The sequence below is a fragment of the Anaerolineae bacterium genome (assembly GCA_013178165.1).
Classification (GTDB): domain Bacteria; phylum Chloroflexota; class Anaerolineae; order Aggregatilineales; family Ch27; genus Ch27.
Window position 1 is genome coordinate 178,067 of record JABLXG010000005.1, and the last position, 12,708, is coordinate 190,774.

Below are 12,708 nucleotides of genomic sequence, written 5' to 3' on the forward strand. Positions count from 1 at the left end.
GGCTGGCAAGCCGTTACGCAGCACCCTGCTGCAACCAATGGAGAAACTGACATGAGCGATCTGGCAAGGCAAATTATCGTGCTGGTCACTTTCGCGATCACCCTGGTGATCAACAGTATGGCCTCCAGCGGCGCGCTGGGCGGCACACCGACCGCTGAGATCAGCAACGCCTACCCGATCTACTTCGTCCCGGCCAACCTGACCTTTGCCATCTGGGGGGTGATCTACCTGGGCCTGACGGCCTTTGCCATCTACCAGGCGCTGCCCGCTCAGCGGGAAAATCCCCTGCTCAAGCGCATCGCCTGGCCCTTTGTGTTCAGCAACCTGGCCAATACCCTGTGGCTGATCCTCTTCCAGAGCGAGCAGTTCCTGCTGAGCGTGCCGGTGATGCTGGTCATCCTGGGCCTGTTGATCACGATCTACCGACAACTGGGGATCGGTCAGCGGGTTTCCCGCGCCACGTACTGGCTGCTCCAGGTGCCCTTCAGCATCTATCTGGGCTGGATCACCATCGCCACCATCGCCAACATCTCCCAAACCCTGTACGCCAACGGCTACACAGAGCTGGGGCTGGGCGGCCCGACCTGGGCGGCGATCATGATCGCCATCGGTACGGTGATCATCAGCGCGGTGGTTTACACGGGGCGGGGCAATATTGCCTACGCGCTGACGACCATCTGGGCAGTGGCAGGGATCATCATCGCCCAGTGGGAGCGTTCGACGCTGGTTGGCGGCGCAGCGCTGGCGGCCATCATCGTCATCGTGGCCGTGCTGGCCTACAGCCTGTGGCAGAACCGCGGCCAGTCCCCGGTCCGCGGGGCGCGCGCCGGGTAGCGCTGCCTTCTTCACGCAAGCTATCTCCCTTCCCCCTGGGGGCGCCAGCGGTTCCCCTCCCTGCTGGCGCCCTCGTTTTGTGTTCAGCAGTTGGCGGCGGCGTGGCTCACCAGCCAGGAAACGCCTCCGGGATTCCCCCTGCTGCCCGCAGGGGTTCCGGGGACTCTGACCACCGGCCTGTCCTGGCATCCTGCCCGCTGGTTGTTCTGCCCCGGCAGGGAAATCGTGTTACAGTAGAGCCACAAGCCCAGCACTGCCACGTACCCGCTCAGGATGATAGCCATGCCCTTCTGGCAGTACTACCATACCCCGCAAACTGTGGAAGAAGCGCTGGCGATTCTGGCCCGCTATGATGGCGCAGCCCAGGTGATCGCCGGCGGTACCGACCTACTGATCGATCTCCAGTATGGCGGGGAAGCCCCCCGCATGGCGCTCGTCGATGTCACCCGCATCCCGGAGATGACCGCCATCCATGAGGCGGATGGCATCGTCCTCCTGGGCGCGGCGGTGACGCACACCGCCATCACCCGTTCCACCCTGCTGGAGGCCCGCGCCACCTGCCTGGTGGAAAGTTGCGGTGTGATCGGCGGGCCGCAGGTGCGCAACGTGGGCACGCTCGGCGGCAATGTCGCCCACGCCCTGCCCGCTGGCGACGGCGCCACCTCGCTGATGGCGCTGGCCGCCGAGGCGGAGGTTGCCTGGGGCGATGGGCGGCGGGAATGGCTGCCGCTGGCGGCGCTCTACCGGGGCGCGGGGCAATCCGCGCTGGATTCGCGGCGCGATGTGCTGGTGCGCTTCCGCTTTCGGTTGGCCGGGGCGAGGGAAGGCAGCGCCTTCAAGCGGGTGATGCGCCCGCAGGGGGTGGCTCTGCCGGTGCTGGGCTGTGCTGTATGGGTGAAACTGGACGAAAGCAAGACGCGCTACGTCGATGCGCGGGTGTGCATCGGCCCGGTCGCGCCGACGCCGATCCTGGCGACCGCCGTCCAGGACGCATTGCGCGGACAGCCATGCAATGACGCTGCGCTGAACGCGGCCATCCGGGCCGCCCATGCCTCGCTGCGCCCCCGCGCCAGCAAGTACCGGGCCACCGCCGAATACCGGCAACTGATGATCGAAACCCTGTTGCGCGGGGCGCTGCCGCTGGCCGTCCGCCGGGCGCAGACAGGCCAGGCGCGGGCGGAAGGACTGGGCCTGGGCTGAGGACGGCCTGGCTTTTGTCAGTCCGGAAGAACACACCGGATGCCTGGACAGGCCTCTTGCAGCCCTGTCGGGAGCGATGCCCCGATTACTCCCGGCCCTGTGGCCCTCCTACTTCAACATCGGCATCTTGATCCCGTGCCGTTTGGCCGCAGCAATAGCCTGCGGATAACCGGCGTCGGCGTGGCGCACTACACCCAGGCCGGGATCGGTGGTCAGGACGCGCTCCAGCCGGCGGGCTGCTTCCGGCGTGCCGTCGGCCACGATCACCTGCCCGGCGTGCTGGCTATAGCCGATGCCCACTCCACCGCCATGGTGGAAGCTGACCCAGGTTGCCCCGCCCACCGCGTTGATCAGGGCGTTGAGGATCGCCCAGTCGCTGACGGCGTCCGTGCCGTCCAGCATCCCCTCCGTCTCGCGGTTGGGGCTGGCGACCGACCCGGCGTCCAGATGATCGCGCCCGATCACGATCGGAGCCTTGACCGCCCCGCTGGCGACCAGTTCGTTAAAGGCCAGCCCCGCCCTGGCCCGTTCGCCATAGCCCAGCCAGCAAATGCGTGCCGGCAGGCCCTGGAATTCGAAGCTCTTCTGGGCCATGGTGATCCAGCGGCGAAGGTGATCGTCCTCCGGGAATAGCTCCAGGATTTTGGCGTCGGTGGTGTAAATGTCCTGCGGGTCGCCGGAAAGGGCTACCCAGCGGAACGGCCCCTTGCCCTCACAGAACAGCGGGCGGATATAAGCCGGGACAAAGCCGGGGTAGTTGAAGGCATCAGTGACGCCCGCGTCATAGGCCCGCTGGCGGAGGTTGTTGCCGTAATCGAAAACGACAGCCCCCGCCGCCTGCATATCCAGCATAGCCCGGCAGTGGGCGGCCATGCTCGCCATACTGCGCTGTTCGTAATCGACCCGGTCGCGCTCGCGCAGCGCGACGGCTTCCGCCAGGCTCATGCCGTGGGGGACATAGGAGAACGGATCGTGAGCCGGGGTCTGGTCAGTGACGACATCGGGCGTGATGCCCATGCGCACCAGGCGCGGCAGGACATCAGCGGCGTTGCCCAGCAGCCCGATCGATTTCGGCGTGCCGGTGCGCAACGCGTCTTCCACCCGCTGCAGGGCGTCCTCCAGGTCATCGGTCGATTCGTCCAGGTAGCGGGTGCGCAGCCGCCGCGCAATCATGGCCGGGTCGATCTCCACGATCAGGGCTACGCCTTCGTTCATGGTCACCGCGCGCGGCTGCGCCCCGCCCATCTCGCCCAGCCCGGCAGTCAGGACGAACTTGCCGCGCAGCGATCCCCAGCCCTGCTGGCGGGCCAGGCTGCCAAAGGTCTCGTAGGTGCCCTGCAGGATACCCTGCGTGCCGATGTAAATCCACGATCCGGCGGTCATCTGGCCGTACATGATCAGGCCGCGACGCTCCAGCTCATCGAAATGCTCCTGCGTGGCCCAGTGAGGGACCAGGTTGCTGTTGGCGATCAGGACGCGCGGCGCGTCAGGATGGGTTTTGAAGACGGCCACCGGCTTGCCGCTCTGGACAAGCAGTGTCTCGTCGTTTTCCAGCTCCTTGAGCGTGGCAATGATCGCGTCGAAGGCTTCCCAGTTGCGGGCCGCCCGTCCGCGCCCACCGTAGACGATCAGGTTGTCAGGGTCGCGGGCCACGTCGGGGTCGAGGTTGTTCATCAGCATGCGCATGGCGGCTTCCTGCAGCCAACTTTTGCAGGTGATCTGTGTCCCGCGCGGCGCCCGAATCACACGGCTCATGAGGATTCGTCCTTTCGTGGCACAAGCCTACCCGATGGATCGATCCCGATTGTAGCACAGGAGCCTGCAGAGATTCTCCCGGCGGGGGGACAAGCAGCAAAAGAAGGAGGCCGGGAGGCAGGAGGCAAGAGAAAGCAGGTCAGGGCGCGGAGCCTTGCCTGTACGTTCGACTCCCTAGCCTGCTGCCCGCCCCCCCGAAAAGCAGCGCGCCTGAGGCAACCGGCAGCCTCAGGCGCGTGAACAGACACCTTGGAAGATGAAAGGTTAACGATTCTTGACCGGCACGATGGTGACTTTGCGATTTTCGCCTTCGCCCACGCTTTCGGTATAAACATCCGTGCGGTCGCGCAGGGAAAGGTGGATGATCCGCCGCTCATAAGCCGGCATCGGTTCCAGGTTGATGGTGCGGCCCCGCAGGGTAGCCTGCTTGGCCATGCGCAGGGCCAGGCTTTGCAGGCGCTGCTCGCGGCGGGCTTTATAGTGCTCCACATCCACCACTAGATCGGTGCGGCGCTGCAATTCGCGGCTGACGATCAGGCGGGTGATGTACTGGAGCGCGGCCAGCGTCTCGCCGCGCCGCCCAATCAGGACGCCCAGGTCCTTGCCGGTGATCTGCAGGACCAGCGGGCCGCTCTCGTTTTCGTCGGCAGGCTCGGCGTAGCTGGCTTCCACGCTGGCGCTGATGCCCATCTTGCCCAGCAATTCCTGCAGGGTTTCCACCGCGGTGTGCGCTTCCTCGTCATCGGGCGCAGCGGCGATGCGGGCGGGTAACGGCAGGTCGCTGCCAGGCTCATCGTCTTCGGCCAGGTCCCCCTGAGCCGGGAGATCGGCTGCCTCGAGAGCGGCGGACTTTTCCGCCCCACCAGTGGCAGTCCGGCTCTTCGACCGGCGACGGTGGCGCCGCGATCGGGGCGCTGGCTGGCCTTCGGCGGTAGTTTGCTGCTGGCGGGAGGCTCTTTCGGCGCGGGCAGGGGTGGGTGCGCTTGGCGCCAGGAGGGTCAGGCGAACTTTGGCCGGGCGTCCGCCGATGCCGAACAACCCCCGGCTGGATTCTTCAAGGACTTCGACGATCACGTTTTTGCTGTCGGCGCCCAGTTTGGCCAGACCGTTCTTGATCGCCGTCTCAACGTCTGGCCCGGTCGCCTCGACGAACCGTGGTTCGTTCATGGTCAAGCCCCTCTATCATTTCACTTTGCTGGTGTCGACTTGCGCGGCGATGGCTCACCAGCCGGCGGGTTAGCATTCTGGCCGCGCTTGAAGGGGAGCAGGTTGCTCAGGTTGGCTTTCCCCATCATGGCGTACTGGACGATCCCGATCAGGTTCGACACGACGAAGTACACCGACAGGCCGGAGGCAAAAGACAGCGAGAAGAAGAAGAACATGATCGGCATGACGGTGTTCATTGAGCGTGTCATCGCGGCAGCCTGGCCGCCGTCATCGGTGGCCGGCGGGGTGAGCAGGCGCTGCTGGGCCCAGGTGGTGATCAGCACGAGCACCGGCAGCACGTAGAACGGATCCGGCTCAGCCAGATTCATCCACAGGAACTGGTTGCTGAGCGGGATGAGCTGGTTCAGTTGTGGCACCAGGATGCGCCCGGAGAGATCGAGGAGCTGAAGCGGGGTGGCCCCCAGTACCTGGATGATCGCCTGGTAGAGGCCGATCAGGATGGGAAACTGGATCAGCAGCGGCAGGCAGCCGCCAGCCGGGTTGATCCCCGCCTCGCGGTACAGTTCCATCTGCGCCTGAGCCAGTTTTTCGCGGTCGCCCTTGTACTTTTCCTGGAGCTTCTTGAGCTTGGGCTGCAGTTCCTGCTGGACCTTCAGCGAGCGCTGCTGCTGAACGGTCAGCGGGTGGGTGAGCAGGCGAATCAGGATGGTGAAGGCCACGATCGCCAGGACGGTGTTTTGCCCCAGGAGCTGGTACAGAAAGACCAGCACGGTGATGAACGGGTTGAGGATGAGATCCCACATGGTGTTTTTCCCTGGTTATTGGCTTTGTTGGCTGGCGGCGACCGGCGGGTAAGTCCAGACGACCTTACCTTCCAGATCGAAGGCCACGAGCTGACGATCCTGGGACATGGTGCTGACGACCAGCAGGTCGTCATTCAGCAGGATCAGGTTACTGAGGATGTCCCCGCCGACCGGCTGCTGCCAGACGGGCGTCCCGCTGGTGCGGTTGACCGCGTACAGGGTGTCATCCCGGGAGCCAATGATCAGCAGGTCGCCGGCAACCAGCGGGCTGGTGCGGATGCCTTCGCGGGCGACTTTGCGCTGCCAGACCGGGGTGAAGGTTCCGGTTTCCAGCGCGTAGACATTGCCGCTCATGTCCCCGGCATAAAGCACGCCGTCAGCCACCGTCGGGGTGTCCCAGACCCAGTTTTCCGCCTGGAAGGTATTGATGATGGTTCCATCAGCGGCGTTGACGGCGACGATCGTGCGCGTGAACGTGCCGACATACAGCACGCCATCATCGTAAACCGGGGCGCCGGCGATGGCCCCGCCCAGGTTCTGCCGCCATAATTCCTGGCCACTGGCCAGGGTCAGCGCATACAGGTGCTTGTCCAGCGAGGCAACATAAACCACGTCATCTACCACCAGCGGGGCCGCCCAGACGCCCTGGCCTGTCTCAAAGAACCATTCCTTCTGGCCGGTGCGCTGGTTGAGGGCCATCACGCCATGATTGCCGATGCCCACCAGCACTTTGCCAGAGGCGACCGTCAGCCCGGCGATAATCCGGGAGGTGGCGTCCTCATTCACCCACAGCAACTGGCCGTTGTCCCGGTTGATGGCGTAGACCTTGTGGTCATAACCGCCTGCGTAGACCACATCCTCGGTGACGGCGGGTGTGGCGTAAAACTGGGTATGGCCCCGCAATTCGTCGCCCGGCGCGGGGAATTCCCAGCGGGCAACCCCGCTGCTGTTAAAGCGTGTCACGCGGTCCAGGTAGGCCATGATCAGGCCATCGTCGCCGGCGGTCACGCCGGCCCAGCTTCCAGCTACTGAGACAGGCCCGCAGCCCGCCACCAGCAGCACCAGCGCCAGAATCAACCACAGGCCGCGCCGCAGGAATACGACCGGCTGGTGAGCGTTCTGCCGCTCCACGAACGGAGAGATCATCGTCTTCAATGTTGCTCCTTAAGGAACGGGATCATACCCACCGGGATTGAGCGGATGACAGCGGGCAATGCGCTTGATCCCCAGCCAGCCTCCTTTAAAGAGGCCGTACTTGTCAATCGCCTGGTAGGTGTAGACCGAACAACTGGGTGTAAAACGACAGCTGGGCGGCAGCACGCGGGATAACGTCAACTGGTACAGCCGGATCAACAGCAGGACAGGCCGCTTTAACATCTGCTTCTCTCAAGGCGCCAATACATCTTATTATGGTTGTGCGGTTGTGCAGGCGGCGAAAGCACCATAGCCGGGCCAGCCGGACTGCTGCGCCGATGCTATCAGTTATAGCAGATTAGCCCGGCGTAGCCCAACCGCCATCGCTTCCAGCAGTTCCGGGTATGGGCAGGTCAGCGCCGGTGGGCGCGGGATGACGATCACGTCGTACCCCTGCGCGATCCGGGAATGCCAGTGCCGGGTAGCCTCGCGGATGCGGCGCTTGACCCGGTTTCGGGCCACCGCGCTGCCCAGCCGGCGCGTCGTAATGATGCCGTAGCGGTTGTGAGGCAGGTGATTGGGAACCAGGGCCAGGACCAGCAGCGGGTGGGCATAGGTACGCCCTTCCCTGCGTACACGCAGGAAATCCTCATCACGCCGGAGCCGCAGACGTCGCCGCATCTCCTCAGGAGGCGTTCCAGTTCGTCTTCTTGACGTGCGCCACCTGCACGGTCAGGCGATGACGCCCCTTGGCCCGGCGCGCCTTGAGCACGGCGCGACCGGTGCGGGTGCGCATCCGCATACGGAAACCATGAACGCGCAGACGGCGACGCTTCTTGGGTTGCCAGGTACGCTTGGGCATAGTCGTTGTGAACCCTTCTCAAGCCTAGTGATACCGAAAAACCGCCCAGATCGGACGGATTGCGAGCCAAGCACGGCGCTTCAGTATAACCGATCGGGATCGCGCGGTCAACCGTATTTTTTGCGCCGTGCGCTGGCCAGCCTGGCTGGCGACTCTGGCCAACGCCAGCACGATGCCAGCCGGCTGTGATACACTACCCTTCTGTATCCCAGGGCGATTGCATCAAATTTGTTCCAGTAACCGTTCAAGGAAGGTGATATCAAGGCCGGCCTTGAAGCGTTTGGTGCGGATACTCCCCTTGGAAGAGTCCTTTTTGATAATGTTGAGCGCCAGTTGTCGCAAGATCGCCATGTTGTGGGCGGCGTGCCCGAGGCGGACCCGGGCATTGTCCTCTCTGAAGATGACGTCCAGGACCCAGTGAAGACTATTTTCAACCGCCCAGTGGAAGCGCGTGGCATCCAGGAGGGGTTCAGCCTCAGCGGGCAAGCTGCTGATGTAGTAGGCCGTGTTGAGCTCGGTCTTGTCTGGAAGTCGTCGCTCACGTTGCACCCGTATAATGGTCTGCAAATCAGTCCAACCCTCATAATTGCGGAGGTATTCGAAGGCCAGGGGGTCACTGATGGCCCAGCACCGCCGAATTTCGATGCGTCCATGGCCTTTATTGATGGTTTCGGCATAGCTGTGTGGCATCTGAGCGAATTGCACGTTGTCCGCATGCGCGAACCAGTCTTGAATGTCCTGGTGCAAGTGCCCCTGATTGTCTTTGACCCGCAGCACGTAGTCGGCCTTTTCATCGCGAATCGCCTGGGCGATCTTGGTTTGAGCACCCATCGCATCGACCGTGACAATACAGCCCGCCACTTTCAACTGGCGTAGCAGCGGCGGAATCGCCGTGATTTCATTCGATTTCGCGTCTGTCTTCCACTGCCCCAAGGCAATGCCGTTGTGCGTGGCCCACGCATTGACCATATGGATGGCGTCTTTGCCGAGGCTTCGGTTATGGCTGCGCCGTGCTGTCTTGCCGTCAATCGCAATGACTTGACCTCTACTCACCCGAAAGACCCCTTCCACCCAGCGCATGAACGCCGTCTGAAATGCCTCAGCATCCAACGCCGCGAAAAAGCGCCCGAACGTGTCGTGCGACGGTATCCCATGCGGCAGGTCGAGAAAAGGTGCAACCATTCTTGCTTCGCTTTACCGAAGCTCTCCACATCCACCCAGCTCTCCGCTCCCGCAATAACGGCGCACACCGTTATCACGATGATATCGATGAGCTTGTGATCGCAACGCCCCTCCACTCGGGGATCGGGCAGGTCCCGAAAACTGATGAGTAAGCTGATCGGGTTTTCGTCTGACATAGTGCCTCCTGGTTAGAGGCATCCTATTATTCCCTATCAGCACTTTTGATGCGATTGCCCTGTTCTGTATCCAGTCTGTCTTGATTCCGTCTCGAAGGTGTGCTATAGTGATGGCGACGCGGTTCCCCGGTACGTCACGGTAATTGCGTTATTCCACGACCCACGCCCATTTTTGTGCTGACTGTTAACTGACCAGCGGACGGTGACCACCTGTGGGCTTGAAACCGCGTTTACCTGGCTGTAACAGGTAAACTCCCCTGGCATATTCGTACTGACCGGCCTCCCTGCCGTTGTTCACCCCCTGGTGTGGGCGAAAGCCCCCCTCCACTGTGGAGCTTCTCAATGGACGTTGCTGAGCTTGAAAAGAAAACCCTGACTGAACTACGCCGTCTGGCCCAGGAAGCCAATATCGCCGGCTACAGCCGCCTGAAAAAGTGGGACCTGATCCTGCGGCTGTTGCGCGATAAGGCCGAAAAGAAGGGGTATGAGCTGCGCGGCGGCGTGCTGGAAATCATCGATGATGGGATTGGCTTCCTGCGCTCCAACAACTACCTGCCCGGCCCGGAAGACATCTATGTCTCCCAGACCCAGATCAAGCGCTTCGGGCTGCGCACGGGCGACTTCGTCATTGGCCAGGTCCGCCCGCCCAAGGATTCCGAAAAGTATTACGGGTTGTTGCGGGTAGAAGCCATCAGCGGCAAAAGCCCGGAACTGGCCAAGCGCCGCCCCAACTTTGAAAACCTGACCGCCATTTTCCCCGATAAACGCTTTGACCTGGAAACTTCGCCGCGCATCCTGAGCACCCGGCTGCTGAACCTGATCGCGCCGATCGGCAAGGGGCAGCGCGGCCTGATCGTCAGCCCGCCCAAAGCGGGCAAGACCACCGTCCTGAAGGACATCGCCAACGCCATCAGCCAGAATTACCCGGAAGTCCACCTGATGGTCGTCCTGATCGGCGAACGTCCGGAAGAAGTGACTGACATGGATCGCTCGGTGGAAGCGGAGGTGATTAGCTCCACCTTTGACGAGCCGGTTCAGCACCATGTGCGGGTGGCGGAAATGGCCCTGGAACGGGCCAAGCGTCTGGTGGAAGGCGGCCAGGATGTGGTGATCATGCTGGACAGCATCACCCGCCTGGCCCGCGCCTACAACCTGGTTGTGCCGCCCAGTGGCCGCACGCTGACCGGCGGTATCGATCCGTCCGCCCTGTACCCGCCCAAGCGTTTCTTTGGCGCGGCGCGTAATGTGGAGGAGGGCGGCAGCCTGACCATCGTCGCCACCTGCCTGATCGACACCGGCTCCCGGATGGACGATGTCATTTACGAGGAATTCAAGGGCACCGGCAATATGGAGCTGCACCTTAGCCGTGTGTTGCAGGAGCGCCGGATCTTCCCGGCCTTCAACATTGACCGCAGCAGCACTCGCCGCGAGGAATTGCTGCTCGGCCCGGATGTCCTGCAGCGCGTCTGGACGATGCGCCGGATGCTGGCTCACCTGATGGACGAACAGGGCAATAGCGAGAACGGTCTGGTGGTCGCCACCGAGCAACTGCTCCAGCAGCTGCGCATGACCGACAGTAATGAGGAATTCCTGATGACGCTGGGCAAATCCAGCTATTCAGCAACGGGCCGCTAGCGAGGACGAGCCACCTGCGCAGGTGGCTCGTTTTATTGTTGCGCCGGGAGCTAACGGGACCGGACGGCCCCGGCGGCGCATGACCCAACAGCTTACTTTTAGATTTTTTGGCCCTGCCAGGTACGCTAAGCCACCTCCGTTATACTGACGACTGGGTCTCGTCAAACTTGCCGAGGGCGATCAGGTTACCCGCCGGGTCTCTGAAGTACGCCATGGAGCCGACGCCGGGCACATGAAGAGTCTCACCGACCACCTGGCCGCCTGCTGCCCGGATGGCCCGCAGGTCAGCCTCCAGGTCGGTGCTTTCGATGTAGAAGGTCGGCGGAGAAGCCTGCCCGTTGCTCGCCGGGCCGATGCCGATGCCGATCTCCTGGTTGCCGGTGTTCAGCGTGGTGTACTGCATATCCGGGTAATCCTTCATTTCCCAGCCAAACAGGTCCGCGTAAAAGCGGGCGCTGGCCAGCCGGTCGCTCCCCGTCAACTCCAGGTGTACTACCCTTCTTCCGCTCATCAGCCAGTCTCCCCTCCAATGGCCACAAAAAGGTGAGTAAATCACTCATATTCAGAATAGAACAAAAGTTCTGTTCTGTCAAGTACCAATTCCGGAGGCAATAAGCGGAAACAGGGGAGATAGAAGATCATGAGGCGGAGCGCTAACAGCGGTCCACGCGCAGCTCAAGAGCCTTCCCTACAGCAGGCCCAGGGCGCGGAAATCCTGCTCAAGCCGGGGGACAGTCGGGCGGGCCAGCACCTCTTCCAGCGCCACCCACTCGTACCGCTGGTTCTCCGCCTGGAGCGCGATCGCTTCCGGCGCATCGATGGCGCACAGCAGCGGCCAGACCCGCACGACGGACGGCCCAATATCAACCGGGAACGGTTCTCCGCTGCGCAGCACACGCCCGCTCACACCCAGCTCTTCAGCGATCTCGCGGAGCGCCGCCGCCGCCGGGGTTTCGCCCACTTCAACAAAGCCGGTGATCACCCCCCAGCAACCGGGGAAGGTCGGGGCGGTGGGGCCGCGCTGGACAAGCAGCACGCGCCCGTCATCCCGCTGGATCACGGCGGCGGCCACATCGCGCACTGGTTTTTGTGGCGCTTCGCCCATCCCTGCCTCCTGATCCGGGTGGAAATCCCAAGTACGCGCCGGTTATCCCTTATTAACCCAAGGCTGGTTGGGGATATGTTGGCCGAATCATGACCCGGCAGTGCCCTCTTCCTTAATGGAGATGGGCCGCCGGGCGGGGTGGCCCAGGTAAACGCCCTCGGCGTACACCTGCTGCGCCCCGCTGTCCACATAGCCGACCGCCTCCGCCAGCGCCAGCGACTCCTCGTTATCCGCCTCGACCAGGTACAGCGGCAACCGTCCCCGGCGCAGGATGTATTCCGTGCAGGCGGTCACCACGGCCTGCCCCCAGCCGCGCTTGCGCGCCCCCGGATCGGTGTGGACATACACTTCGGCGAACCCCGGCGATTGCCAGTTGATCCCGGCTACCGCCGCCAGGCCACCGGATTGGATCTCAAAGCGCGGCAGGCCGCCCGGAGTCGGCTTTTCCACCACCATGACATTGATGGCGGGCCGGAAGCGCCTGCTTTCCAGGTAGTAGATGCGCATCAGCCGCTGGGTTTGCAGGGCAAAGCTGCCGCCCAGGTAGGGGAGCTGGTGGCTGCCAGCAAAGAACAGATACGGGCGGCCCGGAGTCAGCAGTTCGGCCAGCAGGTCAGCGGCGGTTTCAGGGGTGCGGCAGTGCATGGTCACCAGCGGGCGGAACAGGTCATAGCCAGTCTGAAAGCGGCCAACGAAGCCATCCGCCCGGCCCGAAGGGCGTAGCTTCACCCGCAGTTCGGAGCGCCGGGCGTCATGGTACAGCGCATAATAGGCGGTTGGTGCATCGATGATGCTGGAGTCGTCAAGCAGGTAGCGGCTGATGATCTGGCGTGCTTCGTGGATGAGCATAACGGT

13 protein-coding genes and 1 pseudogene are annotated in these 12,708 nt (G+C 63.1%); 3 read left to right on the forward strand and 11 right to left on the reverse strand.

Going from position 1 to position 12,708, the window contains the following annotated elements; translation table 11 throughout:
* Positions 1-51: 51 nt before the first annotated feature.
* Both HPY64_06110 and HPY64_06115 read left to right on the forward strand, forming a co-directional pair.
* Positions 52-834, forward strand: a complete 783-nt coding sequence (locus HPY64_06110) for a tryptophan-rich sensory protein (protein NPV66702.1) — start codon at positions 52-54, stop codon at positions 832-834.
* A gap of 282 nt (positions 835-1,116) precedes the next feature.
* A complete protein-coding gene (locus tag HPY64_06115) occupies positions 1,117-2,034 on the forward strand; it encodes a hypothetical protein (GenBank protein NPV66703.1) in 918 nt (305 codons plus the stop codon).
* A gap of 108 nt (positions 2,035-2,142) precedes the next feature.
* On the opposite strand, the gene hutU is transcribed toward HPY64_06115, so the two are convergent.
* The 8 genes and pseudogenes from hutU to HPY64_06155 form a co-directional block, all read right to left on the reverse strand.
* Positions 2,143-3,789: a urocanate hydratase gene (gene hutU, locus HPY64_06120; GenBank protein ID NPV66704.1), complete on the reverse strand. Its 1,647-nt coding sequence runs from the start codon at positions 3,787-3,789 to the stop codon at positions 2,143-2,145.
* A 264-nt stretch (positions 3,790-4,053) separates the two neighbouring features.
* Positions 4,054-4,956, reverse strand: a complete 903-nt coding sequence (locus HPY64_06125) for a KH domain-containing protein (protein NPV66705.1) — start codon at positions 4,954-4,956, stop codon at positions 4,054-4,056.
* Between the two features lie 20 nt (positions 4,957-4,976).
* Positions 4,977-5,759 (reverse strand): membrane protein insertase YidC, encoded by a 783-nt coding sequence (locus tag HPY64_06130; GenBank protein ID NPV66706.1) that lies wholly within the window; start codon positions 5,757-5,759, stop codon positions 4,977-4,979.
* 15 nt (positions 5,760-5,774) lie between these two features.
* The gene (locus HPY64_06135) at positions 5,775-6,914 is read right to left on the reverse strand and encodes a PQQ-binding-like beta-propeller repeat protein (GenBank protein ID NPV66707.1); all 1,140 of its coding nucleotides are present in this window, start codon (positions 6,912-6,914) and stop codon (positions 5,775-5,777) included.
* A gap of 9 nt (positions 6,915-6,923) precedes the next feature.
* Positions 6,924-7,136, reverse strand: coding sequence for a membrane protein insertion efficiency factor YidD (gene yidD, locus HPY64_06140; GenBank protein NPV66708.1), 213 nt, complete (start codon positions 7,134-7,136; stop codon positions 6,924-6,926).
* Between the two features lie 105 nt (positions 7,137-7,241).
* A complete protein-coding gene (rnpA, locus tag HPY64_06145) occupies positions 7,242-7,574 on the reverse strand; it encodes a ribonuclease P protein component (protein NPV66709.1) in 333 nt (110 codons plus the stop codon).
* Positions 7,575-7,578: 4 nt separating this feature from the next.
* Positions 7,579-7,755 (reverse strand): 50S ribosomal protein L34, encoded by a 177-nt coding sequence (rpmH, locus tag HPY64_06150; protein NPV66710.1) that lies wholly within the window; start codon positions 7,753-7,755, stop codon positions 7,579-7,581.
* 222 nt (positions 7,756-7,977) lie between these two features.
* A pseudogene (locus HPY64_06155) lies at positions 7,978-9,113 on the reverse strand (ISAs1 family transposase).
* A 342-nt stretch (positions 9,114-9,455) separates the two neighbouring features.
* On the opposite strand from HPY64_06155, the gene rho reads away from it, so the two are divergent.
* Entirely contained in the window at positions 9,456-10,748 is a 1,293-nt protein-coding gene (rho, locus tag HPY64_06160; protein ID NPV66711.1) for a transcription termination factor Rho, read from the forward strand.
* Positions 10,749-10,887: 139 nt separating this feature from the next.
* On the opposite strand, the gene HPY64_06165 is transcribed toward rho, so the two are convergent.
* The 3 genes from HPY64_06165 to HPY64_06175 form a co-directional block, all read right to left on the reverse strand.
* Positions 10,888-11,259, reverse strand: a complete 372-nt coding sequence (locus HPY64_06165) for a VOC family protein (protein ID NPV66712.1) — start codon at positions 11,257-11,259, stop codon at positions 10,888-10,890.
* Between the two features lie 177 nt (positions 11,260-11,436).
* Positions 11,437-11,853: an NUDIX hydrolase gene (locus tag HPY64_06170; GenBank protein NPV66713.1), complete on the reverse strand. Its 417-nt coding sequence runs from the start codon at positions 11,851-11,853 to the stop codon at positions 11,437-11,439.
* An 87-nt stretch (positions 11,854-11,940) separates the two neighbouring features.
* Positions 11,941-12,702: a GNAT family N-acetyltransferase gene (locus HPY64_06175; GenBank protein ID NPV66714.1), complete on the reverse strand. Its 762-nt coding sequence runs from the start codon at positions 12,700-12,702 to the stop codon at positions 11,941-11,943.
* Positions 12,703-12,708 lie beyond the last annotated feature (6 nt).